The organism is Micromonospora parva, assembly GCF_040649675.1.
Lineage (GTDB): Bacteria > Actinomycetota > Actinomycetes > Mycobacteriales > Micromonosporaceae > Micromonospora > Micromonospora parva.
Genome location: NZ_JBEZFX010000001.1, coordinates 433,137 through 456,712 on the forward strand (window position 1 = coordinate 433,137; position 23,576 = coordinate 456,712).

The following is a 23,576-nucleotide window of genomic DNA, read 5'->3' on the forward strand; positions in this document are numbered from 1 at the left end:
CGACCGCCGCTACAACACGCGTCGGCGACCATCACGTTGCGTGGCTGTCGCGTCCGCGGGTGCAGAGCAAAGGGGCATCAGTGGGCGGTTGGGGGAGGCCGCCGTCACGGACCGTCTACTTTTGACCGTCCTCGGCTGGCAGCGCTGGCAGGAGCAGGCACACCCGCAGGCCTCGCTGCTCCGGCGCGTCGGTCAGGATGATGCTGCCGCCCGCGCGTCGCACCAGCTCCCGGACGATGGCCAGCCCCAGGCCGGCGCCCCCGTCGTCGCGGGCCCGTCCGTCATCCAGCCGGGTGAACCGGTCGAAGACCCGCTCCCGGTCCGCCAACGCGATCCCCAGGCCGTCGTCGGTCACCGTCACCAGGTGGTACGCCCCGACGCCAGGCCGGACCGCGGAGCCCTCCGTCGACGTTGCCTCGGCGGCGAGCACGACACTGCCGGACGCGTGGCGTACCGCGTTGTCCACCAGGTTGGCCAGCACCCGACGCAACTCCTCGACCGCGCCGATCGTCCAGAGCGGGCCCGCCGGCGGCGTCACCCGCACCGGCGGCGACGGGTAGCGGGCGGCGACGTCCGTCAGCAACGCGCCCAGCTCCACCGGGCCGGTCCCCCGCGTCGGCGGCGTCTCGTCCAGGCGGGCCAGCAGCAGGAGATCGTCGACCAGGCGGCTCAGCCGGTCGGTGTCGGCGAGCAGATTGGCGGTCACCGCCGTCCAGTCCGTCCGGTCGGCGAGGCGCTGGGCCACCTCCAGTTCCGTCCGGATGTTGGTCAACGGGCTGCGCAGCTCGTGTGCGGCGTCGGAGACGAAGGCCCGCTGCCGGACGCGGGCGGATTCCAACCGGTCCAGCATGCCGTTGAGGGTGACCGCCAGGCGGTGGATCTCGTCGGCCGACGCCGGCACCGGCAGCCGGCCCGCACCGGCCCTCCCGGTGATCTCCTCGGCGCCTCGACGCAACTGCTCGACCGGCCGCAGGGTCGCGCCCACCACCCGCCACGCCACCCCGGCCAGCACGGCCACCAGCAGCGGAAACGCCACCAGCAGGATGGTCCGGACCACGTGGATGCTGTGCCGCACGTCGGCCATCGAGCGGGCGACCAGCACGGTGAGCGGGTCGGCCGCGGTGCCGGCTGGTACGGCGACCACGCGGACCGGGCCGACCAGCCCGACCCGCTCGGCCGGCACCTCCAGCCGCTGCCGACCCGTCCGGTCCAGTCGCTCCGGGCGGACCATCGGCACCAGCCGGTCGGCGTCGATCGAGGCCGCCCTGATCCGCCCCTGCGCGTCGACGACCTGCACACGGACCTGCCCGCCGGCCACCGGCAGTGGGTCGGGCAGCGCGTCCTCGGCGGCGAGCAGGGCAACGGCATCGGCGGTGCGGAATGCCTCGGTGTCGACGGTGCGCTGGAGCACGAAGCCGAGCGCGCCGAGCAGCACCACCCCGCCCACCGCCAACCCGATGGTGAGGCCGAACACGCCGATCGCCATGAGCCGCCCCCGCAGCCCGAGGATCGGCATCCAGCCGGGCCGGGCCCGACCGGTGGGTGCCGGGCCGTCCGACGTCACGTGGCCAACCGGTAGCCGGCACCCCGGACCGTCTCCAGCCGGTCCCGGCCGAGCTTGCGGCGCAGATAGCCGACGTACACCTCGACGGCGTTCGGCGCGGTCTCCAGGCTCGCGTCCCAGACGTGGTCCAACAACTCGATCTTGGAGATCACCTGACCCGGCCGGCGCATCAGGTAGTCCAGCAGCGCGAACTCCCGCGCGGTCAGCGTCACCTCGGCGTCCGCCCGGGTCACCCGCCGCCGGGCCGGGTCCAGCCGCAGGTCGCCGACCGCCAGCACGGTCGGACGCTCCGGTGCGCCCCGACGCAGCAACGCCCGCAGCCGGGCCAGCAGCACCACGTACGAGAAGGGCTTGGTCAGATAGTCGTCGGCGCCGCAGTCGAGGCCGTCGGCCTGGTCGTACTCGCCGTCCTTGGCGGAGAGCATCAGCACCGGCAACCAGTGCTCCTCCGCACGCAGCCGCCGGACCAGCTCGTACCCGGAGAGGCCGGGCAGCATCACGTCGAGGATCATCGCGTCGTACCCGCCGTGCCGGGCCGCGTCCAGGCCGGCCGGGCCGGTCCCCGCCACATCCACCGCGAACCCCTCGGCCTGCAGGCCGCGTTGCAGGGCAGCCGCCAACCGGGCCTCGTCCTCCACCACCAGCACGCGCACCACTCAAGGGTGCCACCCGGGTCAATCAACCCCGTTCGGTGTCCTCAGCGCGTTCACAGCAGTGAGGGGGCAGGATGGGCGCAGGAGGTGCCACCATGTCCGTCCTGAGAAGCCGTCCCGTCCTGCGCTGGCTGGTCCCGGCCACCGCGGCCGTCGCCGTCATCGGCGGTGGCGCGGCGATCGGCACGTTCGCCGCCGAGGCCGAGCCGAGTCTGCCGCCCCGCACCGCCGCCCAGCTCCTCGTCGACCTGCAGACATCCCGGTTGGAGGGGTTGTCCGGGACCGTCGTGCAGCGCGCCGACCTCGGCCTGCCACCACTGGTCGGGCTGCTCCCCGGCAACGAGCTGACCACCATGCTGACCGGCACACACACCCTGCGGGTCTGGTACTCCGGGCCGGACAAGCAGCGGGTCGCGCTGCTGGACACCCTCGGCGAGCAGGACGTGATCCGCAACGGCCGGGATCTGTGGACCTGGCAGAGCCGCACCAACACCGCCACGCACCGCGCGTTGGGCGACAAGGCCGGGGCGTTCAAGCCCGCTCCGGAACCGGCAGCGAGCCTGCCGGCCACCCCGCAGCAGGCCGCCGACCTGGCGTTGGGCGCGATCGACCCGAGCACCGAGGTCAGCGTCGGCCGCTCGGCCACCGTTGCCGGCCGGGACTCGTACGAGCTGGTGCTCCAGCCGCGTGACCAGGACTCGCTGGTGCACCAGCTGCGGATCGCCATCGACGCCAAGCAGCACGTGCCGCTGCGCTTCGAGGTGCTCGCGAAGGGCAGTGACCAACCGGCGTTCGAGGTGGCCTTCACCCAGGTCGACTACCGCCGCCCTGACGCCGACCAGTTCACCTTCAACCCGCCGCCCGGGGTGACGGTCACCGAGGAGAAGGCCGAACGGCCGGCGGGCAAGCCCGGTCACGTGAAGCCAGCGGCGGACCCGCAGGTCCGTGCGGTCGGCGACGGCTGGACCACCGTGCTGGTCGCCCGCCTGGACGGTGCGCTCGACGGCGGGCCCGCCGCTGGGAAACCCGCCACTCCCCCGGCCGGCGCCGCACCCGACGTGGACGTGTCGAAGCTGCTCGGCGGGCTGCCCGCCGTCAGTGGTGACTGGGGCAGCGGTCGACTCTTCAGCACCAGACTGTTCACCGTGCTGCTCACCGACGACGGCCGGGTACTCGCCGGAGCGGTGACGCCGGAGCGGCTCTACCAGGCCGCCCGCGGCTGATCTCCGCGTGTTCGCGCCGGGTCGACCTGACGGTCGGCCCGGCGCTTCACCGTGCGCGCGGGCGGGTCAGCAGACGCCGAGGGCGCTGAGGTAAGCGTCGGCGAGGACCGCGTGGCCGGGCAGGTACGGGTGGACCCGGTCGTCGGCCCAGCGCGTCGCGGGACTCACCGCCAGCACCCGGTCGAACGCCGCCTGGTTGGGCACGTGCACCGCGTCGAACTCGGCGGCGAGCGCGGCCACGACCGCCGCGTACCGGTCGGTGTCGGCGCGTTGCGGATCGGTGCGGTCCGCCTCGATGAGGAACGGGTCGCCGAGGATCAGTCGGCAGCCGGTGCCGGTGACCGCCCGACGCAGCAGGTCACGCAGGGTGCGCTCGTACTCGTCGATGCCAACCGCCTCATCCGGGCGGTCACCGTAGCGCCGCCAGATGTCGTTGATCCCGATCAGCACCGCGAGCCAGTCGGGGCGCTCGGCGATGGCGTCGGCGTCCCAGCGGGCGGCCAGGTCGCGCACGGTGTCGCCGCTCACACCCCGGTTGATCCACTCCACCTCCAGCTCGGGGTGCCGGGCGTCGACCAGGGCGCGCACCAGGCTCACGTATCCGCTGCCGTACGGCGCTGCGGTGTCGCGTCGACCACAATCGGTGATGCTGTCCCCGATGAAGACCACCCGTTGGCCGGTCCGCAGGATCATCCGCCGCCACCTCGCGATCACCGGCGCGCCGGACCGCCCGGCTTGGTGAGAACCGGCGGAACGCGCTATCTTCAACAGTTCGAAGGGCACAAAAAAGAACGGCTAAAAGCCGTTCCTGCAAAGGATTCTAATCTTTAGGGAGACGGCTTGTCAAGGCACTCCGGCGGTTCCGGCGAATTGCCGCTCGACGACGAGATCGGTCGCGAGCAGGAGTACGTCTCGATGCTCTACCACCGGCTGGACGAGCTGCGTGAGCAGGCCGCCCACCGACTCACCGCCGAGCTGCACCACACCGGCGGAACCCTCCAGGACCGCTCGCAGCGCGACAGCTCGGTAGCGATGTACGCCGATCAGGTCGAACAGTTCTCCGCCGTGGAGAACGGGCTCTGCTTCGGCCGTCTCGACGGCGACGACGACTCCCGCCGCTACATCGGCCGGATCGGCATCTTCGACACCACCGGTGACTACGACCCGCTGCTGATGGACTGGCGCGCCCCCGCCGCTCGACCGTTCTACCTCGCCACCGCCGCCAACCCGCAGGGCGTACGCCGTCGCCGGCACCTGCGTACCCGCCAGCGCAAGGTGACCGGGCTCAACGACGAGGTGCTCGACATCGACAGCGCCTCCCCCGGCGCCCACGAGGAGTTGACCGGTGAGGCGTCGCTGCTCGCCGCGCTCAACGCCGGCCGCACCGGCCGGATGCGCGACATCGTCGAGACCATCCAGGCCGAACAGGACGAGATCATCCGCGCGGAACTCCCGGGCGTCATGGTGGTCCAGGGCGGCCCCGGCACCGGCAAGACCGCTGTCGCGTTGCACCGGGCGGCGTACCTGCTCTACACGCACCGCCGCGAACTCTCCAGCCGGGGCGTGCTGCTGGTCGGCCCGAACGCGACCTTCCTGCGGTACATCTCCCAGGTGCTGCCGACACTGGCCGAGACTGGTGTGTTGCTGCGTACCCAGGGTGATCTCTTTCCCGGGGTGAGCGCCCAACGGTCCGAGCCGGCCGAGACCGCGGCGCTCAAGGGCCGGGCGGTGCTGGCCGAGGTGTTGGCGCTGGCCGTGCGGGACCGGCAGTGGGTGCCGGACGAGCCACTGGAGATCGAGGTCGAGCGGGAGACGCTGACCCTCGACCCGGAGATCGTGCGCGCCGCCCGCGACCGGGTCCGCCGCACCGACCGACCGCACAACCTGGCCCGCGCGCTGTTCGACGTGGAGATCGTGCACGCGCTCGCCGAGCAGGTGGCCGAACGGATCGGCGCCGACCCGCTCGGCGGGGACAACCTCCTCGACGAGGCGGACCGGGCCGAGATCCGGCGGGAACTGCGCGAGGAACCGGAGATCCGGGCCGCCCTCGACCAGCTGTGGCCGGTGCTCACACCGCAGCGGCTGCTCGCCGACCTGTACGCCGACCCGGACCGGATCGCCGCCGCCGCGCCGATGCTCACCGCTGACGAACGGGCGCTGCTGCGGCGCGAGCGCGGTGGCTGGACCCCCGCCGACGTTCCGCTGCTCGACGAGGCGGCCGAACTGCTCGGCGAGGACGAACGTGCCGCCGCCGCCCGGCGGGACCGCATCCGGATGATGGAACGGGAGTACGCCGAGGGCGTGCTCGAGATCGCCAGGGGTTCCCGCTCGATCGACGTCGAGGACGAGGCCGAGGGCGGTGAGATCCTCGGCGTCACCGACCTGATCGACGCGGACCGGCTGCTGGAGCGGCAGGAGGAGAGCGACCGGCTGACCACCGCGCAACGGGCCGCCGCCGACCGCACCTGGGCGTTCGGCCACGTGATCGTGGACGAGGCGCAGGAGTTGTCGCCGATGGCCTGGCGACTGCTGATGCGCCGCTGCCCGAGCCGGTCGATGACGATCGTCGGGGACGTCGCCCAGACCGGCGCGCTCAGCGGCACACCGTCCTGGGCGGACGCTCTCGCCCCGTACGTCGAGCAGCGGTGGCGGCTCACCGAGTTGACGGTCAGCTACCGCACCCCCGCCGAGATCATGGCGGTGGCCGCCGACGTACTGGCCGAGATCGACCCGGCGCTGCGGCCGCCGCGCTCGGTGCGGGAGAGCGGCGTACCCCCGTGGGACCGGGCGGTGCCCGACGGGCGGTTGGCTGCGGAGTTGGTGGCCGAGGTGACCCGGGAGGCCGCCGGGCTGACCGAGGGTCGGCTCGGGGTGCTGGTGCCGGCCGGCCGGGTGGGCGAGTTGGGCGCGGCGGTCACCGCGGCCCTGCCGGAGGCCGCCGTCGGCGAGCACCCGGAGCTGGAGAGCCGGGTGGTGGTGCTGACCGTCGCACAGGCCAAGGGGTTGGAGTTCGACTCGGTGCTGGTGGTCGACCCGGACCGGATGGTGGCCGAGTCCCCCCGCGGGCGCAGCGACCTGTACGTGGCCCTGACCCGCGCCACCCAACGCCTAGGAGTCCTCCGCCCAACCCCCACGCCCACCCCCACACCCACTCTCTGAGTCGATCATGAGGTTGACGTGGACTGTGATCTCTGTCAGCCACGTCAACCTCATGATCACGCCGCCAAGGGGGCGGGTGGGTGGGGTTAGTCGTTGGATTTGTCCCTGATGGACTTTGCCGGGCCCGTTGCGGACGTGGACTGGTCGCTGGTGCCACCGCCGCTCGGCGTGCTGAGGCCGCCGGTGGTGGCGTCGCCGGTCGTCGTCGGGGCGACAGTGCCCGGGTGTCGTTCCGGCTGTCGCGCCACCCGGCGTACGCTCGCCGGCCCGGCGGTGCCACCGGTGGTGGTCACCGCGCCCTGCCCGCCGACCGGGCCACCGTCGCGCAGCACCTGTGGGTCGATCCGTTCCTTCGCGGGGTCGAACGGGTCATCGCGTTGGATCTGACTCTCCACATCGGTGCGGGGCACCGTCACCTCGTCGAGGGCGCCCTTGCCGTACACGCCGCCGGCGATCCGGTCCTCGGCCTCGCGGGCGGCGTCCTGCCGCATGTCGTCCTCACGCACGTCCATCACCTCGCAGAAGCTGTGGAACTGACTGCGTGCCCGAGGGCCGGCCGACCAAACCCGGTGTGACCGGGAGGTCGTCCACGGCGGTTCACCGTCGCGCCGCCCGCTGGCCGCCTGCCCGCAGCCCGAGATGTCCATGCTGTCCCGCGACCGGTGGGAGGTGCCCGCCGGCAGGAGGGGATGACAGCGTGCGCACAGTACGCCGTACCGCCGTCGCGGCCCTGGTGGCCGCGACGGTGACGACCGGGCTCGCGGTGCCCGCCCAGGCGAAGCCGCGACCGGACCGGACATTCGACGTGCAGGCCCACCGGGGCGGCCTCGGGCTGCGGGTGGAGAACACCCTCGCCTCCTTCGGCAACGCCCTCCAACTCGGGGTGAGCACCCTCGAACTGGACGTGCAGATCACGGAGGACGGCCAGGCCGTCGTCACCCACGACCGGAAGATCAGTGGCGCCAAGTGCGTGGACACCAGCCCGGTGACGCCCGGCGACCCGGAGTTTCCGTACGTCGGGAAGTACATCAACACGCTCACCGTGGCCCAGGTACGCTCGCTCGACTGCGGCTCGAAGACGCTGTCGGACAAGCCCGGCCAGCTCGCCGTCCCGGGTGCCCGGATGCCGCTGCTGCGTGAGGTCTTCGCGCTGGTCAACCGGTACCGCGCGAAGGACGTGAAGCTCAACGTCGAAACCAAGGTCGAGGCGGGCGCGCCGACCGAGACCGCCCCCCGCGAGCAGTTCGTCCGGGTCACCGCTGCCGAGGTCCGCGCCGCCGGGCTGCTCAAGCAGGTGACCATCCAGAGCTTCGACTGGGGTGCGCTGATGCGCATGCGTCAGGTCGAGCCGAAGCTGCCGCTGGTGGCCCTGACCAACTACGACTTCCTGCAGACCGGCCAGCCGGGTGCCTCGCCCTGGCTGGGTGGGCTGGACATCGACGACTTCGGTGGCGACCCGATCACGGCGATCCGCAGCTTCGGCGCCAGTGCCTTCTCGCCGGTGCACGGCATGCCGCAGAACGGCACCGTCACCGACCCGGGCTACCAGCCGTACGTCACGAAGGAGATGGTCGACCGGGCGCACCGGTACGGGATCAAGGTGATCCCGTGGACGGTCGACGACGTGCCGACCATGACCAAGCTGATCGACGACGGCGTGGACGGCATCATCACCGACTACCCGGACCGGCTGCGCGGCGTGCTGGCGCAGCGCGGTTACCGGCTGCCGAAGGCGTACGCCGCGCCGTTCGACATCCAGGCGCACCGGGGCGGTCGGGCCACCCGGCCGGAGAACACCCTGCCGGCGTTCTCGAACGCGCTCTCCAACCGGGCCATCTCCACGCTGGAGCTGGACACCGGCGTGACCGCCGACGGCAAGCTCGTGGTGCTGCACGATCGCACCGTCAACGGGTCGCACTGCGTCGACACCAAGCCGGTGCGCCCCGGTGACCGGATGTTCCCGTACGTGGGCAAGCCGGTGCACGAGCTGACCCTGGCGCAGCTCAAGACCGTCGACTGCGGCACGAAGACGCTGCCCGAGCTGCCCGCCCAGGTGCCCGCGCCCGGTGCCCGGATCCCGACCCTGGACGAGGTCTTCGCCCTGGTGAAGGCCAGTGGCCGCACCGACATCGGCATGAACATCGAAACGAAGATCAGCCCGGTGGTGAACGACACCGAGCCGTACCGCAGCTTCACCCGCAAGCTCGTCGACGCGATCCAGCGGGCCGGCTTCACCAAGCGGGCCACCATCCAGTCGTTCGACTGGCGCACCATCACCTACGCACGGCAGCTCGACCGGCGGATCGGCACCGTCGCCCTGGTCTGGCAGTACGGCCCGGAGGAGTGCACGACCCTCGCCGACGAGTGCTCGCTGCAGGCGGTCTACGGCAACCCGGCGGTGAAGAGCCCGTGGACCGGTGGGCTGGACTGGTGGAAGTACCAGGACCTCGGCAAGCTGACCCGGGCCGCCGGCGCTGGCACGGTGTCCGCCAACTGGCAGGTGCACGACCCGAAGCAGGGCACCGTCGCGTCCGCCGACTGGTACCTGCGGGAGAACCCGGCATACTTCCACGGACCGGACGTTCGTACGCTGCAGACGCGCGACGGCCTGAAGGTGATCCCGTACACCGTCGATGACGCGACGGTGATGCAGCGGGTCATCGACCTCGGCGTCGACGGCATCATCACCGACGACCCGGACCTTCTGGTACGCGTGGCCATTCGCAACGGCCTGCGCTGACCCGCCGAACCACCCGATCGCCGGCCGGATTTTTCCGGCCGGCGATCGGTGTTACCTGCTCCGGGGCCTCGGGTAGTCGGGGGTTGTCCCCGCCACGAAAGCGAACCGTGCCGTGGCCGACACGCGGTAGCGGGGCGAGGGAATGCAGGTACGACTCATCGCATCCTGAGGAGGACCAGATGAGCACGCAGGCTGCTTCCACCCGGCCGATGAACCGGCCCATGAACGACCCGCAGAATCCCGCTGCGATGCGAGAGACGCAGCAGATGCCGGTCATGCACGACGGGCGTCGGAACGACATGCAGGCACCTGGTACGGAGACCAAGCAGGCGTTCAAGACCACCGAGTTCTGGATCTACCTGATCGCGGTGGCCGCCGTACTGGGCGCGTCGCAGGTCGTCGGTCAGAACTCCGCGGGAGTGGACATCTTCCGGGCCGACAATGCCTGGTTCCTGATCACCCTGCTGACGCTGGGCTACCTCGGTAGCCGTGGTCTGGCCAAGGCCGGCAGCAACTGGCGCAGCAGCGAGGAGCGCAAGGCCCGGCACTGACCGGTTCACAGTGCACGGTGGCCTCCGGGAGGATCTCCCGGAGGCCACCGTCGTCGCGTGTCGAACGGCTACTCGTCGCCACCGAAGTCGCCGAAGTCCCCCTCGAACGCGTCCTCGATCATCTCGCCGGCGATCATGCCGCCGGCGACACCGAGCGCCGCACCGGCGACCATGCCGCCCATGCCGTGCCCGCGGCTGTGACCGTGCCCGTGACTCGGGCCGTACTGCGAGCGCAGGCTGCCGTAGCGGGACGTGGTCTCGCGCAGCCAACCGTCGACGACCTGCGCCCAGTCCACCCGGTCGACGTCGGTGTGCGACACCTGGTAGCGGCCGAACGCGTCGTGCCCGGCGCTGAGGAACCCGCCGCGCTTGTCGCACTCCAGGATGACCTCCACACCGCGCTGGCTGGTCACGAAGGTCAGCTCGACCTCGTTGATCGTGCTCGCGTACTGCGGGGAGGCGAAGAACTCGATCTCCTGGTAGAACGGCAGGGTCTGCTGCACGCCCCGGATGTGACCGCGCTCCAGGTCGGCGCTCTTGAACCGGAAACCGAGGCGCTGGAACGCCTCCAGGATCCGCTCGTGCACCGGCAGCGGGTGCACCGCCACGTGGTCCAGGTCGCCCTTGTCGACAGCACGGGCGATGGCCAGCTCGGTGCGCAGACCCATCGTCATGCCGCGCAGGCGCTGCCCGTACACGTCGGTGATCGGGGTCTCCCACGGCACCGGCATCTGGAACGGGAGCGAGAGTTGCTGCTTCGGGGCGAGGACGAACGACCCGCTGACCGCCATGCGGTGGAACTCCATCGTGCCCGCGTACTCGGTGTCGTGTCCTTCGACCTCGACCCGGGTGACCAGGCCGATCACCACCTGCTCGATGGCTGCCTCAGCGTCGCCACCGACGAGGTTCACCTGCCCGTCGAGGGTCAGGCCGGGCCGGGTGTTGGGGTTGGTCAGCACGGTGTCCACGCTGGGACCGCCCACACCGAACGCGCTCAACATCTTCTTGAAGACCATCGGAACTCCTGTGCGACGCCGACCGCTCCACGCTGGAGTCGGACGTTGACTCGACCGGCACCCTATCCAGCACCCCTGTGAGATGGCTGTGAAGCGCCGCGCGACGCTCCGCCGGCGTGGCGTTTCGGGAGCAGGCCGAGCCAATTGACTGGTGGCGAGCCTGTGGAGCTGATGCCGCAAACGATTCAGGCGGTCGACCTCGATCACGCATCAGGGCGCGAAATCGCCGTCCTTCACCCCGTCGACGAACGCCATCCACCCGCCCGCCGGGTAGACGAGGGTCGCCGCCGCGCGATCCTTGCTGTCCCGCACCGCCACTCGACCGGAACCGTCCAGAACCGGCCCCGCCTCGACGCAGCTACCACCGTTGCTGTTGCTCCGGCTGCTGACGTGCCAGGCCACCGCGGGTAAGGCTTCACTCATGGCAGTCCCTCCTTGATCTCCGCGATCAGCTCGGCCGCCTCGCGCCGACCCAACGCGACACCACGAAGCCGATCGTACGCAAGCGCGTAGCGCTTCGACGTGGGAGATTCCATGAAGCGGCGCCCGCCCAGCGTCTCGGCATAGGCGACCTCCGGGTATGGCTTGGGCATCCCGAAGAGTACGAACGAGCCATCGAGACCGGCGTGCAGCCCCACCCGTGATGGCAGCACGCGAATGTCAATGTTCGGTTTTCCAATCAGGTCGCCCAGGTGGTGGAGTTGGCCGCGCATCACGGCAGTGCCACCGACGGGGCGGCGCAGTACGGCTTCATCGATGATCGCCGCCACCCGGACAGCCGGGTCTCGCGTCAGCACACGTTGACGGTCGATCCGGAGCTGTAGCCACTTGCCGACCGAGAATTCTGTCGCGCCTTCCCCTTCCGCGTTGCGGATCACTGCCTCCGCGTAAGCCGGCGTCTGCATGAGGCCCGGCACGAGAAAGGCATCCCACGAGTAGATGCGCTCGGCCCTACTCTCCAGCCACGGGAAATCGATGAATGAGGCATCGACCAGCTCGTCATAGTCGTCGTCCCATCGATCCGTTCGCCACGCATCCTCGGCAAGCTGGATGAAGCGATTCCGCTCGCGCCCGTCGTGCTCGCCGTAGAGGTCGAGCAGCGACACGACGACTCCACGCCGGAACGGCCACTCGGCGCGCTCCCAGCGGGCAATGGACGAAAAGTCGCGCTCCAGGAACTCCGCGGCCTGCTTGAGCGTGATGCCGCGCTGCTCCCTCAGCTGCCGCATCTGCTGACCGAGCCACTGAGCACGCAGCGTCTGCACGAACGATTCACGCCTGGCGGGCATGGTGCACCTCTCCTCGCGGACCCTCAAGACGAATTTTGTTGGTGTCGTTGCACCAATTCCGGCGCCACGGGAAACGTGGCCTTCGGGTGAGGGTGATCGCCGGCCCCCGGGGACGCCCGGTGCAAACACGGCAACCGCGGCTGTGCCAACAGCCGAGAAGGTGACGAGAGACGGCTTCGCGAGTGGCAGGCGCATACCGGCTCTCGTCGGGTCTCAACTAGAGCGTCGGGATGTGCGAATCCCGGCTCCGAACCGACTTGAACGAATAACTACCACGGCCCAGGGCGCCTTCGCGACCCTGACCCGCCCATCGGTCGACGACGCGCGAGGTGATGAATGACCCGAGGGACGCTCTACGACGGCACGCCCCACGGCGGCGCTCGGCTGGCTCGGCTGCACCCGAGCCAGGTCCGCGACCGGCAGTTCACCGTCGTCGGTTTCGGCCGACGAGGCGTGGACCCCGCAGAGGTACGACGGTTCCTGCACCGCGTCGCGCTCGACCTGGCGACGCTGCACCATGATGTGGCTCGACTCAGCGAGGAGAACGCCCGGGTGAAGCGAGCGCTGCGCGACTGGCAGAGCACCTGGTCCGAGCGGCGTCAGCCGTGAGCCCGGGATGGGAGCATCAGTACAGCGGGCTCTTCACGCCGTTGCCGCGGTTCGCTCTCGAGGCGTACACGGAGGAGCCTCGGCATGTGATCCACCTGCCGGTGGCGGTCACCGACCTGGCCGAGGCAGCGGACCTGGCGCGGACCATCGCCCGGTCGCTGGCCTCCACGCCGCAGGTCGACGTCGGCGGCATCACGGTGTCGGCCGAGGACGCGCAGCACGTACGACATTGGGTCTTCTGCGACCGGCTCATGCCCGATCGCCGCCGCTGCGCGCGGCAGGCCGACCACGCTGGAGCCTGCCTGCCCAACGACAGCCAGCGAGGCGCTCGGGCCCCACCCCGCTTTCCGCGATCTTGCGTTTTCTGTGGCGACTTAAAGGGCAATACAGGCATATCGACGTCCGAAAGCGCAAGATCGACGGCGTGGGGCGAGAGCGGCGCGAGGGCTTCAGGCCGCGTTGACGATGACCAGCTCGCCGACCTGTTCGCCGATCGTGGTGCGGGCCTCGGCGGGCAGCCCGGCGTCGGTGATCAGTACGTCGGCGGCTTCCAGGGGAGCGATGGTGGCGATGCCGATCGTCTCCCACTTGGTGTGGTCGGCGAGCACCACGAGCCGGCGGGCCGCGCCGATGAGGCACCGGTTGACCCCGGCCTCCAGCAGGTTGGGCGTGGTGAAGCCGGTGCGTGGGCTCAGGCCGTGCACCCCGAGGAACAGCAGGTCGACGTTGAGCGCGCTGATCGCCGCCTCGGCCACCGGCCCGGTCAACGCGTCCGACGGGGTACGGATGCCGCCGGTCAACACGACGGTCTGGTCGGCGCGCGGGTTCTGGTACAGCGCGTCGGCCACCGGGATCGAGTTGGTCACCACGGTCAGCCCGCGTACGTCGGACAGGAGCGTGGCCAGCGCGGCGGTGGTGGTGCCGGCGGAGAGCGCGATGGCCATCCCCGGCTCCACCATTGTCGCGGCCCGCTCGGCGATGGCCCGCTTCTCCGCCTGCTGGCGGATCGACTTCGCGGCGAAGCCGGGTTCCTCGGCGGAGCCCGGCCCGGCCAGGGTCGCCCCGCCGTGCACCTTGTCGACCAGGCCGCGCTCGGCCAACACCTCCAGGTCACGGCGGATCGTCATGTCGGACACACCGAACCGGCTGACCAGCTGACTCACCCGCACCCCGCCACGTTGGCGGATCAGATCGAGGATGGCGGTCTGCCGCTGCTGGGCGAGCATGTGGGGAACCTCCTTCGCGCCGTGCCGGTCGTACGGATCACTGCCGATCCTCACGGATGACAGCCACCTCACCGGCCGGCACCGTCAGCTCACCGGCACACGGTGTGCCACTGAGCAGCTCGACGCCGTGCGCCGGCAGGCGCACCTCCGTGTCGGTGTGGTTGATCGCGAAGAGCCAGCTCCGGTCGCCGTCGCGGCGGCGGACCACCTCCACCCCGGGCGGCGCCGACACCGCCGGGCGGACGCCGGCCTCGGTGAGCAGCCGGGCCACCAGGCGGTCCGTGGCCGGCTCGTCCAGCCGGGTGCCGACGTACCAGGCGGCGCCGTCGCCCACCTGGTGCCGGGTCAGCGCCGGCACGCCGGGCAACGGCCCATCGGTGTACGAGGCGAGCACCTCCGCGCCCTCGACGTGCAGCCACTCGGTCCACACGTCGGCGGTGCTGCCGTCGTCGAGTCGGACCCGCTCACCCTCGCGCAGCGGGAAGAACTCCTCGGTCCGGATGCCGAGCAGCTCGCGGAACGCGCCCGGGTAGCCGCCCAGCCGGATGTGGTCGTTGGCGTCCACGATGCCGCTGAAGTAGGTGACCGCGGCGGTGCCGCCGGCCTCGACGTACCGGTGCAGCGCGTCGGCGTCGGCGTCGCTGACCAGGTAGAGGGTCGGCACCAGGACCAGCCGGTAGCCACTGAGGTCGGCCGACGGGTGGACGACGTCGGCGGTCACGCCGGCACGCCAGAGCGAGCCGTACAGGGCGTTCAGCCGGTCGGTGTAGGTGACGTCGACGCTGGGGTGTGAGTCCAACTCGACTCCCCACCACGCCTCCCAGTCGAACAGGATCGCCACGTCCGCGTCCACCCGACTGCCGCGTACCTCCGCGAGGGCCTTGAGGTCCGCGCCGAGCCGGCAGACCTCGCGGAACACCTTCGTGTCCGGCCCGGCGTGCGGCACCAGCGCGGAGTGAAACTTCTCCGCGCCGGCCCGGGAGGCGCGCCACTGGAAGAAGAGCACCCCGTCGGCGCCGCGGGCGACGTGCGCGAGGCTGTTGCGGCGCAGCTGCCCGGGCAGCTTGGCGACGTTGCGCGGCTGCCAGTTGACAGCGCTGGTGGAGTGCTCCATCAACAACCACGGGTCGCCGCCGGCAACACCCCGGGTGTGGTCGGCGGCGAACGCCAGCCCGAGGTGCGCCTGCGGGTCGGCGGCGGTCAGGTAGTGGTCGTTGGAGACGAGGTCCACGTCGGACGCCCAGGAGTGGTAGTCCATGTGCCTGTCGCCCAGGCCGATCATGAAGTTGGTGGTGATCGGCTGCCGGACCAACGCCTGCAGCACCTCGCGCTCGGCGCGGAGTTGGGCGCGCTGCTCGTCGGACGAGAACCGCAGGAAGTCCAACTGCTGGGTGGGGTTGGCGAAGGTCGGCGCGGTGCGCGGTGGGTTGATCTCGGCCCAGTCGCCGTAGCGCTGGCTCCAGAACGCGGTGCCCCAGGCGTCGTTGAGCCGGTCCAGGTCGCCGTAGCGTTCGCGCAGCCAGCCGCGGAACGCCTCGGCGCTGACGTCGCAGTAGCAGTGCACGTTGTGGCAGCCCAGTTCGTTGGAGACGTGCCACATCACCACCGCGGGATGCTCGGCGTACCGGCCGGCGACAGCGCGCACCAGCTCCAGGGAGCGCTCACGGAACACCGGGGAGCTGGGGCAGTACGCCTGTCGTCCACCGGGCCAGAGGATCGCGCCGTCGGCCCGGCGGGGCAGCGTCTCCGGGTGCGCGCGCGCCAACCACGGCGGTGGGCTGGCCGTGGCGGTGGCCAGGTCGACCTGAATGCCGCCGTCGTGCAGCAGGTCCAGCACCCGGTCCAGCCAGCCGAACTCGAAGCGCCCCGCGCTGGGCTCCAGCAGGGCCCAGGAGAAGATGCCGACGGAGACCAGGTTGACCCCGGCCCGGCGCATCAGGTCGATGTCCTCCGACCACGTTTCCTCGGGCCACTGCTCGGGGTTGTAGTCGCCACCGAAATAGATGCTGTCACCCTGCCATCGCCGCATGACAGCTGAGGGTGCACCCGCCGGTCCACGGAAGTCAACAGGTTCCAACATCGAGATTCTTTCCAACGTTTACCAGGTAACGGCCGTGTCACGACTGGGTTATCAGAGGCGAACAGCCCTCTTGACAGCACACGACCGCAGGGTAGCTTGAGGCCCCAATGGCCGTTCGTGTTCGCCAATGTGGATTCTCGGTGGATCTCAATGTGTGATCACGACGCCGGACCTGCCTTCACCACCCTGATGACCCTTGGGCGTAGCACCTCTTCATCCGCAGGAGGCACAGATGTCCCGTCCCCAAACCCAAGCCGAGTACCTGGCTCGGCTCGTACCGCCCTCAGTCGCCGGCATCAACCGGCGGTCGTTGCTGGCCGCGGCGGCCGGCACGGGCGCGCTGCTCGGCACCGGACTGCTCGCCGGCTGCGGCGACGACTCCGGCTCCGGCGGGTCCAGCACTGATGTGTCGCTCGGCTCGAACCAGTCGGATCCGAAGCCGAAAGAGGTCCTCGTCAAGGTCACCGACGGCTTCAAGACCTCGTCCGGGGTGCAGGTCGCGGTGAACACCGTCGACCACAACACGTTCCAGGAAAACATCAACAATTACCTGCAGGGCAAACCGGACGACGTCTTCACCTGGTTCGCCGGCTACCGGATGCGCTTCTTCGCCCAGAAGGGCCTGGCCAGCGACATCAGCGACGTGTGGGGCAAGCTTTCCGGCTTCTCCGACGCCTTCAAGAAGGCATCGACCGGCGACGACGGCAAACAGTACTTCGTACCGGCGACGTATTACCCGTGGGCGGTGTTCTACCGCAAGTCCGTGTGGCAGCAGCACGGCTACCAGGTGCCCACCACGCTGGACCAGTTCACCGCGCTCGGCGCGCAGATGAAGCGGGACGGCCTCATCCCCATCGCCTTCGCCGACAAGGACGGCTGGCCGGCGATGGGCACCTTCGACATCCTCAACCTGCGCATCAACGGTTACCAGTTCCACATCGACCTGATGGCCGGCAAGGAGGCCTGGACCTCCGACAAGGTCAAGAAGGTCTTCGACACCTGGGCCGGCCTGCTCCCCCTGCACCAGCCCGACAGCCTCGGCCGCACCTGGCAGGAGGCCGCGCAGTCGTTGCAGCAGAAGAAGAGCGGCATGTACCTGCTCGGCCTCTTCGTCGGTCAGCAGTTCAGCAACGACGAGCAGGACGACCTCGACTTCTTCACCTTCCCCGAGATCGACCCGGCCATCGGCGCCAAGGCGCTGGACGCCCCGATCGACGGCTACATGATGGCCCGCAAGCCCAAGAACGAGGACAACGCGCGCAAGCTGCTGGAGTACTTCGGTGGCAAGGCCGCCGCGGACATCAACCTCAAGAACGACCCCGCCGTCCTGGTCGCCAACAGTGGCGCGGACGTCGGCGGCTACACGGCGTTGCAGAAGAAGGCCGCCGAACTGGTCGGGTCGGCCACCGAGATCGCCCAGTTCCTCGACCGGGACACCCGGCCGGACTTCGCCTCCACGGTGATGATCCCGGCGATCCAGCAGTTCATCAAGAACCCCAAGGACATCGACGGGCTCACCTCGTCCATCGAGAACCAGAAAAAGTCGATCTTCACTGACTGACGGCGGAAGGGGAAGGACATCGTGTCCGACCTGCCCCTGATCCAAGCGGATCGCGCCGTGCCGCCGCCGGCCACGACCACCTCCACGGGTGGCCGTCGCCGGCGGCTACGGCTCCTGTCCCGCACCGACCGCGTGGTCATCACGCTGATGGTGCTCGTCCCGCTGCTGCTCGTCACCGGGTTCGTCTGGCTGCCGGCGGCGGCCACCGTGCTGCTCTCCGGCACCAACTGGGACGGCATCGGCCCGCTCAACGAGATCGAGTTCGTCGGCGCGCGCAACTACAGCGACGTGGTGAACATCTACCCGCCGTTCGTGCCGGCGATCCAGAACAACCTGCTCTGGCTGGCGACGCTGTTCGTGGTCGCCACCCCGTTCGGCATGTTCCTGGCCGTGCTGTTGGACAAGGAACTGCGCGGCAGCCGCTTCTACCAGACCGCGCTCTACCTGCCGGTGGTGCTCTCACTGGCGCTCATCGGCTTCGTCTGGCAGCTGCTCTACTCCCGGGACCAGGGCCTGATCAACGCCGCCTTCGGTAGCAGCATCGACTGGTACGGCGACTCGAACGTCAACATCTGGGCGGTCATGGTCGCCTCCGGGTGGCGGCACGTCGGGTACATCATGCTGCTCTACCTGGCCGGCCTGAAGGGTGTCGATCCGTCGCTGCGGGAGGCCGCAGCCGTCGACGGCGCCTCGGAGAGCCGGACGTTCTTCCGGGTCGTGTTCCCGGTGCTGCGGCCGATCAACATCATCGTGCTGGTGGTGACCGTGATCGAGTCGCTGCGCGCGTTCGACCTGGTCTGGGTGGTCAACAAGGGCCGCAACGGACTGGAGCTGATCTCCGCGCTGGTCACCCAGAACGTGGTGGGTGAGGCGAGCCGGATCGGTTTCGGCTCGGCCCTGGCGACGATCATGCTGGTCGTCTCGCTGGTCTTCATCACCATCTACCTGGCGACCGTGATGAGGGAGAACCGGGAATGAGCACCGCGACCGTCACCCGGCGTACCGAGAGTGAGCCCGACGCACCGCCGCGCCGCCGCGCGCTGACCCCGATGCGGATGCTGCTGCACGGCTTCCTCATCGTCGTCTCGTTGGCCTGGCTCTTCCCGATCGCCTGGGCGGTGCTGACCTCGCTGCGCTCGTACGACTACACCGCCCGCAACGGCTACGTCTCGTTCGGCGGCTGGACCTTCGACAACTACGTCACCGCCTGGCGGACGGCGGAGTTCGGGCAGCACTTCCTCAACTCGGTGTACATCACCGTGCCGGCGGTGCTGCTGACCCTCTTCCTCGCCTCCTGCGTGGCGTTCGTCATCGCCCGGTTCAGTTGGAAGCTCAACCTCGTCCTGCTGGGGGTCTTCACCGCGGCCAACCTGCTGCCCCAGCAGGCGCTGCTCATCCCACTGTTCCGGCTGTTCACCGAGGTGCCGCTGCCGGAGTTCATGAGCGACTCCGAGCTGCTCTACGACAGCTACTGGGGCCTCATCCTGATCAACGTGGCCTTCCAGTGCGGTTTCTGCGTCTTCGTGCTCAGCAACTACATGAAGGCGCTGCCCCGTGACCTGTACGAGGCCGCGATGGTCGATGGGGCGAGCATCTGGCGGCAGTACTGGCAGGTCACCATGCCGCTGTGTCGGCCGGCCCTGGCCGCGCTGGCGACGCTGGAGGTGACCTGGATCTACAACGAGTTCTTCTGGGCCACCGTCCTCATGCGCACCGGCGACAAGTTCCCGGTGACCAGCTCGCTGAACAACCTGCGCGGCGAGTTCTTCACCGACAACAACCTGGTCTCGGCGGGCAGCGTGCTCGTCGCGATCCCCACCCTGGTGATCTTCTTTATGCTCCAGCGGCACTTCGTCCGGGGCCTGACCTTGGGAGCCTCCAAAGGATGACGATCCTGCACCTGCGCCGCGCGCGGACCAGCCTGGTGCTCGACGCGCGCGGCCCGGGACTGCCCCGGGTCGTGCACTGGGGCGGCGACGTCGGCGACCTCGACGACGACGGCCTGCGCCAGCTCACCGACGCGACAGCACCGCCGGTGGTGCCGAGCAGCTTCGACGAACCGACGGTGCTGTCAGTGCTGCCGGAGGCCAGCGCGGGTTGGAGTGGCCGCCCGGGGCTGGCCGGGCACCGCGACGGGCGGGACTGGTCCACCTGCTTCCGCCTCGACGGGTTGGACGTGCGCGACGGCGGGCCCGGCGCGGCGCGGGTGACAGTGCGGGCCTCGGACCCGGCCGCCGGGCTGACCGTGACCATCGAGATCACGCTCGACCCGTACGGCCTGCTGACCGTCCGGCACCGGCTGCGCAACGACGGCGACAGCGGGTACGAACTGCGGGAGCTGACACCGGTGCTGCCGGTGCCGGCGGTCGCCACCGAACTGCTCGACCTGACCGGCCGGTGGTGCCGGGAACGGTCCCCCCAGCGGCACCCGTGGCAGCACGGCGCCTGGGTCCGCGAGAGCCGGCGTGGTCGTACCGGGCATGACGCCACACTGCTGCTGGTGGCCGGCACCAGCGGCTTCGACTTCGGCCACGGCGAGGTCTGGGCGGTGCACACCGCATGGAGCGGCGACCACGTCACGTTCGCCGAGCGTCGGCCCACCGGCGAGTCGACGATCGGCGGCGGTGAGCTGCTGGCTCCCGGGGAGATCCGGCTCGGCCCCGGCGAGTCGTACGAGACTCCCCTGCTCTACGCGGTCTGGTCCGACGCCGGGCTGGACGGGCTCAGCGACGTGCTGCACACCCACCTGCGGGCCCGCCCCGGGCACCCGCGTTCCCCCCGCCCGGTGACCCTCAACGTCTGGGAGGCGGTCTACTTCGACCACGACCTGGACCGCCTGCGGGCACTCGCCGACCGGGCCGCGCAGATCGGCGTGGAGCGGTTCGTGCTCGACGACGGCTGGTTCCGGGGCCGGCGCGACGACACCGCCGGGCTCGGCGACTGGTACGTCGACGAGGGTGTCTGGCCGGACGGCCTGCAACCGCTGATCGACCACGTCACCGGCCAGGGTCTCCAGTTCGGCCTCTGGGTCGAGCCCGAGATGGTCAACCCCGACTCGGACCTGTTCCGCGCGCACCCCGACTGGTTGCTCGCCGTGCCGGGGCGGCTGCCGCCGGCCTGGCGTCACCAGCAGGTGCTCGACCTGGGCCGCCCCGAGGCGTACGACTACGTGCGGGAGCGCCTCGACGCGCTGCTCACCGACCACCCCGGCATCCGGTACCTCAAGTGGGATCAGAACCGGGACCTCACCGAGGCCGGGCACCACGGCCGCCCCGGGGTGCACGGGCAGACCCTGGCGGTCTACCGGCTCCTCGACGAGTTGCGTGGTCGCCACCCGGGCGTGGAGATCGAAAGCTGCTCGTCCGGTGGGGCCCGGGTGGACCTGGCCATCCTCGCGCGCACCGACCGGGTCTGGGCCAGCGACTGCAACGACGCCCTGGAGCGGCTCAGCATCCAGCGCTGGACGGGGTTGCTGCTGCCACCGGAGCTGATCGGCACCCACATCGGCCCGGAACGCTCGCACACCACCCGCCGCGTCCACGACCTGGGCTTCCGGGCAGCGACCGCGCTCTTCGGCCACCACGGCATCGAGTGGGACATCGCGTCGATCAGCATCGCCGAGCAGGCCGAGCTGGCCGCCTGGGTGGCACTGCACAAGCGGCTGCGCCCGCTGCTGCACTCCGGCCGGGTGGTCCGGGTCGACCACCAGGACCCGGCCGTCTGGGCGCACGGCGTGGTCGATCACGAGCAGACCCGAGCGGTGTACGCGGTGGCCCGGCTGACCACCTCGGTGGCGCAGGTTCCCGGCGCGGTACGGCTACCCGGCCTCGACCCTGGCCGGCGGTACCGGGTGCGGCAGGTGTCGGACGTACCAGCCCCGGCGACCTTCGACCTGTCCGCGCCCGCGTGGTTGGCGGCGGGTGTGACCCTCAGCGGGGCGGCGCTGACCCGGGTGGGTGTGCAGCTGCCCGCCCTGCACCCGGAGCAGAGCCTGGTGCTGGAGGTCGACGCGATCGGCTGACAGGATTCTCTGGAAAAAGTTGTGGCCGGGGTGTCGAGAACGGCAGAGCCTGCTTCTACCTCAGGGTGAGAGCACCGACGAGGGTGCGCGGGCGTGAGGAGCCAACCATGAAGTACATGCTGCTGATGCAGTTCAGCGCCGCCGGGGCCGACTTCCCGAGCATCGACACCTGGACCCAGGACGAGGTGCGGGCGCACATCGCCTTCATGGGCGAGGTCAACGACAAGCTCACCGCCGCCGGGGAGTGGGTCGACGGCCAGGGCCTCGGTGGCCCGCAGCAGGCCCGGATCGTCCGGGCTGGTCAGGGCGGGACGCCGGTCGTCACCGAGGGGCCGTTCGCCGAGACGAAGGAGTTCCTGGCCGGCTTCTGGATCGTCGACTGCGAGAGCCCGCAGCGGGCCGTGGAGGTGGCCGCGTACATCTCCACCGCACCCGGCCCCGGCGGTCGGCCGCTGAACATGCCGATCGAGGTGCACCCGGTGATGTCCGCTCCGCCAGCGGAGCTGTGAGGGCTGAACACCGAGCCCCGCGTCGAGGACCTGCTGCGCGAGTTGGCGCCGCAGGTCCTCGGCGTGCTCAGCCGCCGCTTCGGTGACTTCGCCACCGCCGAGGACGCGGTGCAGGAGGCGCTGCTGGCCGCCGCCACCCAGTGGCCGTCCGAGGGCCTACCGGTGAACCCCCGTGGCTGGCTGATCCAGGTCGGTTACCGCCGGATGATCGAGCTGGTCCGCGGTGAGCAGGCCCGACGCCGCCGGGAGGACCTGGTCGCCCGGCAGGCCCCGGACGACCGGCAGTACGCGCCGGCACCGGACGAGGAGTTGGCCGCCGAGCGGGACGACACGTTGGTCCTGCTCTTCCTCTGCTGCCACCCGGCGCTCGCGCCGACGTCGGCGGTGGCGCTGACCCTGCGCGCTGTCGGTGGGTTGAGCACCGCCGAGATCGCCCGCGCGTTCCTGGTGCCCGAGGCGACGATGGCGCAGCGGATCAGCCGGGCCAAGCAGCGCATCCGGGCATCCGGGCTGCCGTTCCGGATGCCCGAGCCGGCGGAACGGGCGGACCGGTTGGTGGCCGTCCGGCAGGTGCTCTACCTGATCTTCACCGAGGGCCACACCAGCACCAGCGGCCCGCACCTGCGCCGGATCGACCTCGCGGCGGAGGCGATCCGGCTGACCCGCGCACTGCACACGCTGCTGCCCAACGACAGCGAATCGGCCGGGCTGCTGGCGTTGATGCTGCTCACCGAGGCTCGCGGGCCGGCACGGACCGGCCCCTCGGGTGAGCTGATCTCACTGGCCGATCAGGACCGCAGCCGCTGGGACGCCGCGGCGATCGCCGAGGGCATCACACTGGTCACCCGGGCCCTGCCACGTGGGCCGGTCGGCCCGTACCAGGTGCAGGCCGCCATCGCCGCCGTGCACGACGAGGCGCCGAGCACGGAGCAGACCGACTGGCCGCAGATCCTGGCGCTCTACGAGGTGCTGGAACGCCTCGCCGGCAGCCCCGTGGTGGCGCTCAACCGGGCCGTGGCGACGGCCATGGTGCACGGTCCCGCCGCCGGCCTGGTCGCCCTCGACGCGCTGACCCACGACCCGCAGTTGGCCGGACACCACCGGCTGGCCGCCGCCCGCGCCCACCTGCACGAGATGGCCGGTGACCGGGCCCGGGCGATCGCCGACTACCGGACCGCCGCCGCCCGCACGAGCAGCCGCCCCGAACAGCTCTACCTGACCATGCGGGCGGCCCGACTGGCCGCCGAGTCCGAGGACGGCCCGCCGGCTGCTGTCGAGGCCGAGGTGTAGCCGATCGGCCTCAGCGGGCCGGCCCGCCGAACGCTCGCCGAACGAGCACGGCACGGGCACGAGCACGAGCGAGAACGAGCACGGG

General features: G+C 70.6%; 20 protein-coding genes and 1 pseudogene. 12 read left to right on the plus strand and 9 right to left on the minus strand.

Translation table 11 applies throughout. From position 1 onward, the window contains the following. Positions 1 to 115 precede the first annotated feature (115 nt). Positions 116 to 1,486: a sensor histidine kinase gene (locus AB0C03_RS01895; RefSeq protein WP_030333591.1), complete on the minus strand. Its 1,371-nt coding sequence runs from the start codon at positions 1,484 to 1,486 to the stop codon at positions 116 to 118. A 74-nt stretch (positions 1,487 to 1,560) separates the two neighbouring features. Continuing rightward, positions 1,561 to 2,217, minus strand: a complete 657-nt coding sequence (locus AB0C03_RS01900; RefSeq protein ID WP_030333589.1) for a response regulator transcription factor — start codon at positions 2,215 to 2,217, stop codon at positions 1,561 to 1,563. A 95-nt stretch (positions 2,218 to 2,312) separates the two neighbouring features. On the opposite strand from AB0C03_RS01900, the gene AB0C03_RS01905 reads away from it, so the two are divergent. After that, positions 2,313 to 3,440: a LolA family protein gene (locus AB0C03_RS01905; RefSeq protein ID WP_030333587.1), complete on the plus strand. Its 1,128-nt coding sequence runs from the start codon at positions 2,313 to 2,315 to the stop codon at positions 3,438 to 3,440. A gap of 66 nt (positions 3,441 to 3,506) precedes the next feature. Here the strand turns inward: AB0C03_RS01905 and AB0C03_RS01910 are convergent, their stop codons facing one another. Next, positions 3,507 to 4,133: an SGNH/GDSL hydrolase family protein gene (locus AB0C03_RS01910; RefSeq protein ID WP_210867107.1), complete on the minus strand. Its 627-nt coding sequence runs from the start codon at positions 4,131 to 4,133 to the stop codon at positions 3,507 to 3,509. Positions 4,134 to 4,280: 147 nt separating this feature from the next. On the opposite strand from AB0C03_RS01910, the gene AB0C03_RS01915 reads away from it, so the two are divergent. Next, positions 4,281 to 6,599, plus strand: coding sequence for a HelD family protein (locus tag AB0C03_RS01915; protein ID WP_357633601.1), 2,319 nt, complete (start codon positions 4,281 to 4,283; stop codon positions 6,597 to 6,599). Between the two features lie 86 nt (positions 6,600 to 6,685). Here the strand turns inward: AB0C03_RS01915 and AB0C03_RS01920 are convergent, their stop codons facing one another. After that, on the minus strand, positions 6,686 to 7,105 hold the full coding sequence (locus AB0C03_RS01920; protein WP_030333582.1) for a hypothetical protein: 420 nt from the start codon (positions 7,103 to 7,105) through the stop codon (positions 6,686 to 6,688). A 191-nt stretch (positions 7,106 to 7,296) separates the two neighbouring features. Between AB0C03_RS01920 and AB0C03_RS01925 the strand changes: the two genes are divergently transcribed. Both AB0C03_RS01925 and AB0C03_RS01930 read left to right on the plus strand, forming a co-directional pair. Next, positions 7,297 to 9,339 (plus strand): glycerophosphodiester phosphodiesterase family protein, encoded by a 2,043-nt coding sequence (locus AB0C03_RS01925; RefSeq protein ID WP_357633605.1) that lies wholly within the window; start codon positions 7,297 to 7,299, stop codon positions 9,337 to 9,339. A gap of 179 nt (positions 9,340 to 9,518) precedes the next feature. Then, positions 9,519 to 9,890: a hypothetical protein gene (locus AB0C03_RS01930; RefSeq protein WP_030333580.1), complete on the plus strand. Its 372-nt coding sequence runs from the start codon at positions 9,519 to 9,521 to the stop codon at positions 9,888 to 9,890. A gap of 68 nt (positions 9,891 to 9,958) precedes the next feature. On the opposite strand, the gene AB0C03_RS01935 is transcribed toward AB0C03_RS01930, so the two are convergent. From AB0C03_RS01935 to AB0C03_RS01945, 3 genes are all read right to left on the minus strand, one after another. After that, positions 9,959 to 10,906 (minus strand): sporulation protein, encoded by a 948-nt coding sequence (locus AB0C03_RS01935; RefSeq protein ID WP_030333579.1) that lies wholly within the window; start codon positions 10,904 to 10,906, stop codon positions 9,959 to 9,961. Positions 10,907 to 11,116: 210 nt separating this feature from the next. Beyond that, positions 11,117 to 11,329, minus strand: a complete 213-nt coding sequence (locus AB0C03_RS01940; RefSeq protein ID WP_210858247.1) for a DUF397 domain-containing protein — start codon at positions 11,327 to 11,329, stop codon at positions 11,117 to 11,119. Next, positions 11,326 to 12,195, minus strand: coding sequence for a helix-turn-helix domain-containing protein (locus AB0C03_RS01945; protein WP_030333575.1), 870 nt, complete (start codon positions 12,193 to 12,195; stop codon positions 11,326 to 11,328). The genes AB0C03_RS01940 and AB0C03_RS01945 overlap by 4 nt, the downstream gene beginning before the upstream one ends. Before the next feature lie 336 nt (positions 12,196 to 12,531). Between AB0C03_RS01945 and AB0C03_RS01950 the strand changes: the two genes are divergently transcribed. Together AB0C03_RS01950 and AB0C03_RS01955 are read left to right on the plus strand one after the other, a co-directional pair. Continuing rightward, positions 12,532 to 12,804, plus strand: a complete 273-nt coding sequence (locus AB0C03_RS01950; protein ID WP_030333573.1) for a DivIVA domain-containing protein — start codon at positions 12,532 to 12,534, stop codon at positions 12,802 to 12,804. Positions 12,805 to 12,890: 86 nt separating this feature from the next. Continuing rightward, positions 12,891 to 13,112 (plus strand): annotated as a pseudogene (locus AB0C03_RS01955) (hypothetical protein); the annotation flags it as partial. Between the two features lie 141 nt (positions 13,113 to 13,253). On the opposite strand, the gene AB0C03_RS01960 reads toward AB0C03_RS01955, so the two are convergent. Beyond that, entirely contained in the window at positions 13,254 to 14,030 is a 777-nt protein-coding gene (locus AB0C03_RS01960) for a DeoR/GlpR family DNA-binding transcription regulator (protein ID WP_210866995.1), read from the minus strand. 37 nt (positions 14,031 to 14,067) lie between these two features. Beyond that, positions 14,068 to 16,059 (minus strand): beta-galactosidase, encoded by a 1,992-nt coding sequence (locus AB0C03_RS01965; RefSeq protein WP_210866980.1) that lies wholly within the window; start codon positions 16,057 to 16,059, stop codon positions 14,068 to 14,070. A gap of 283 nt (positions 16,060 to 16,342) precedes the next feature. Here AB0C03_RS01965 and AB0C03_RS01970 point away from each other — a divergent pair, with 283 nt between their 5' ends. From AB0C03_RS01970 to AB0C03_RS01995, 6 genes are all read left to right on the plus strand, one after another. Then, positions 16,343 to 17,671: an ABC transporter substrate-binding protein gene (locus tag AB0C03_RS01970; RefSeq protein WP_030333567.1), complete on the plus strand. Its 1,329-nt coding sequence runs from the start codon at positions 16,343 to 16,345 to the stop codon at positions 17,669 to 17,671. 21 nt (positions 17,672 to 17,692) lie between these two features. Then, positions 17,693 to 18,649, plus strand: a complete 957-nt coding sequence (locus tag AB0C03_RS01975) for a carbohydrate ABC transporter permease (protein ID WP_030333565.1) — start codon at positions 17,693 to 17,695, stop codon at positions 18,647 to 18,649. Continuing rightward, positions 18,646 to 19,560, plus strand: a complete 915-nt coding sequence (locus tag AB0C03_RS01980; protein ID WP_357633612.1) for a carbohydrate ABC transporter permease — start codon at positions 18,646 to 18,648, stop codon at positions 19,558 to 19,560. Before AB0C03_RS01975 ends, AB0C03_RS01980 begins: the two co-directional genes overlap by 4 nt. Next, the gene (locus AB0C03_RS01985) at positions 19,557 to 21,692 is read left to right on the plus strand and encodes an alpha-galactosidase (protein ID WP_357633615.1); all 2,136 of its coding nucleotides are present in this window, start codon (positions 19,557 to 19,559) and stop codon (positions 21,690 to 21,692) included. The genes AB0C03_RS01980 and AB0C03_RS01985 overlap by 4 nt, the downstream gene beginning before the upstream one ends. Before the next feature lie 107 nt (positions 21,693 to 21,799). Continuing rightward, positions 21,800 to 22,201, plus strand: a complete 402-nt coding sequence (locus tag AB0C03_RS01990) for a YciI family protein (RefSeq protein ID WP_030333559.1) — start codon at positions 21,800 to 21,802, stop codon at positions 22,199 to 22,201. Positions 22,202 to 22,204: 3 nt separating this feature from the next. Next, on the plus strand, positions 22,205 to 23,491 hold the full coding sequence (locus AB0C03_RS01995) for an RNA polymerase sigma factor (protein WP_357634463.1): 1,287 nt from the start codon (positions 22,205 to 22,207) through the stop codon (positions 23,489 to 23,491). The last annotated feature ends 85 nt before the right edge of the window (positions 23,492 to 23,576 follow it).

What these genes read in the sequence shown, in the direction of transcription:
- AB0C03_RS01960 (WP_210866995.1), bottom strand. Translation starts at nt 14,030, where the DNA reads ATGCTCGCCCAGCAGCGGCAGACCGCCATCCTCGATCTGATCCGCCAA.
- AB0C03_RS01910 (WP_210867107.1), bottom strand. Translation starts at nt 4,133, where the DNA reads ATGATCCTGCGGACCGGCCAACGGGTGGTCTTCATCGGGGACAGCATC.
- AB0C03_RS01990 (WP_030333559.1), top strand. Translation starts at nt 21,800, where the DNA reads ATGAAGTACATGCTGCTGATGCAGTTCAGCGCCGCCGGGGCCGACTTC.
- AB0C03_RS01945 (WP_030333575.1), bottom strand. Translation starts at nt 12,195, where the DNA reads ATGCCCGCCAGGCGTGAATCGTTCGTGCAGACGCTGCGTGCTCAGTGG.
- AB0C03_RS01930 (WP_030333580.1), top strand. Translation starts at nt 9,519, where the DNA reads ATGAGCACGCAGGCTGCTTCCACCCGGCCGATGAACCGGCCCATGAAC.
- AB0C03_RS01940 (WP_210858247.1), bottom strand. Translation starts at nt 11,329, where the DNA reads ATGAGTGAAGCCTTACCCGCGGTGGCCTGGCACGTCAGCAGCCGGAGC.
- AB0C03_RS01970 (WP_030333567.1), top strand. Translation starts at nt 16,343, where the DNA reads ATGTCCCGTCCCCAAACCCAAGCCGAGTACCTGGCTCGGCTCGTACCG.
- AB0C03_RS01905 (WP_030333587.1), top strand. Translation starts at nt 2,313, where the DNA reads ATGTCCGTCCTGAGAAGCCGTCCCGTCCTGCGCTGGCTGGTCCCGGCC.
- AB0C03_RS01980 (WP_357633612.1), top strand. Translation starts at nt 18,646, where the DNA reads ATGAGCACCGCGACCGTCACCCGGCGTACCGAGAGTGAGCCCGACGCA.
- AB0C03_RS01950 (WP_030333573.1), top strand. Translation starts at nt 12,532, where the DNA reads ATGACCCGAGGGACGCTCTACGACGGCACGCCCCACGGCGGCGCTCGG.
- AB0C03_RS01985 (WP_357633615.1), top strand. Translation starts at nt 19,557, where the DNA reads ATGACGATCCTGCACCTGCGCCGCGCGCGGACCAGCCTGGTGCTCGAC.
- AB0C03_RS01935 (WP_030333579.1), bottom strand. Translation starts at nt 10,906, where the DNA reads ATGGTCTTCAAGAAGATGTTGAGCGCGTTCGGTGTGGGCGGTCCCAGC.
- AB0C03_RS01965 (WP_210866980.1), bottom strand. Translation starts at nt 16,059, where the DNA reads ATGCGGCGATGGCAGGGTGACAGCATCTATTTCGGTGGCGACTACAAC.
- AB0C03_RS01895 (WP_030333591.1), bottom strand. Translation starts at nt 1,486, where the DNA reads ATGGCGATCGGCGTGTTCGGCCTCACCATCGGGTTGGCGGTGGGCGGG.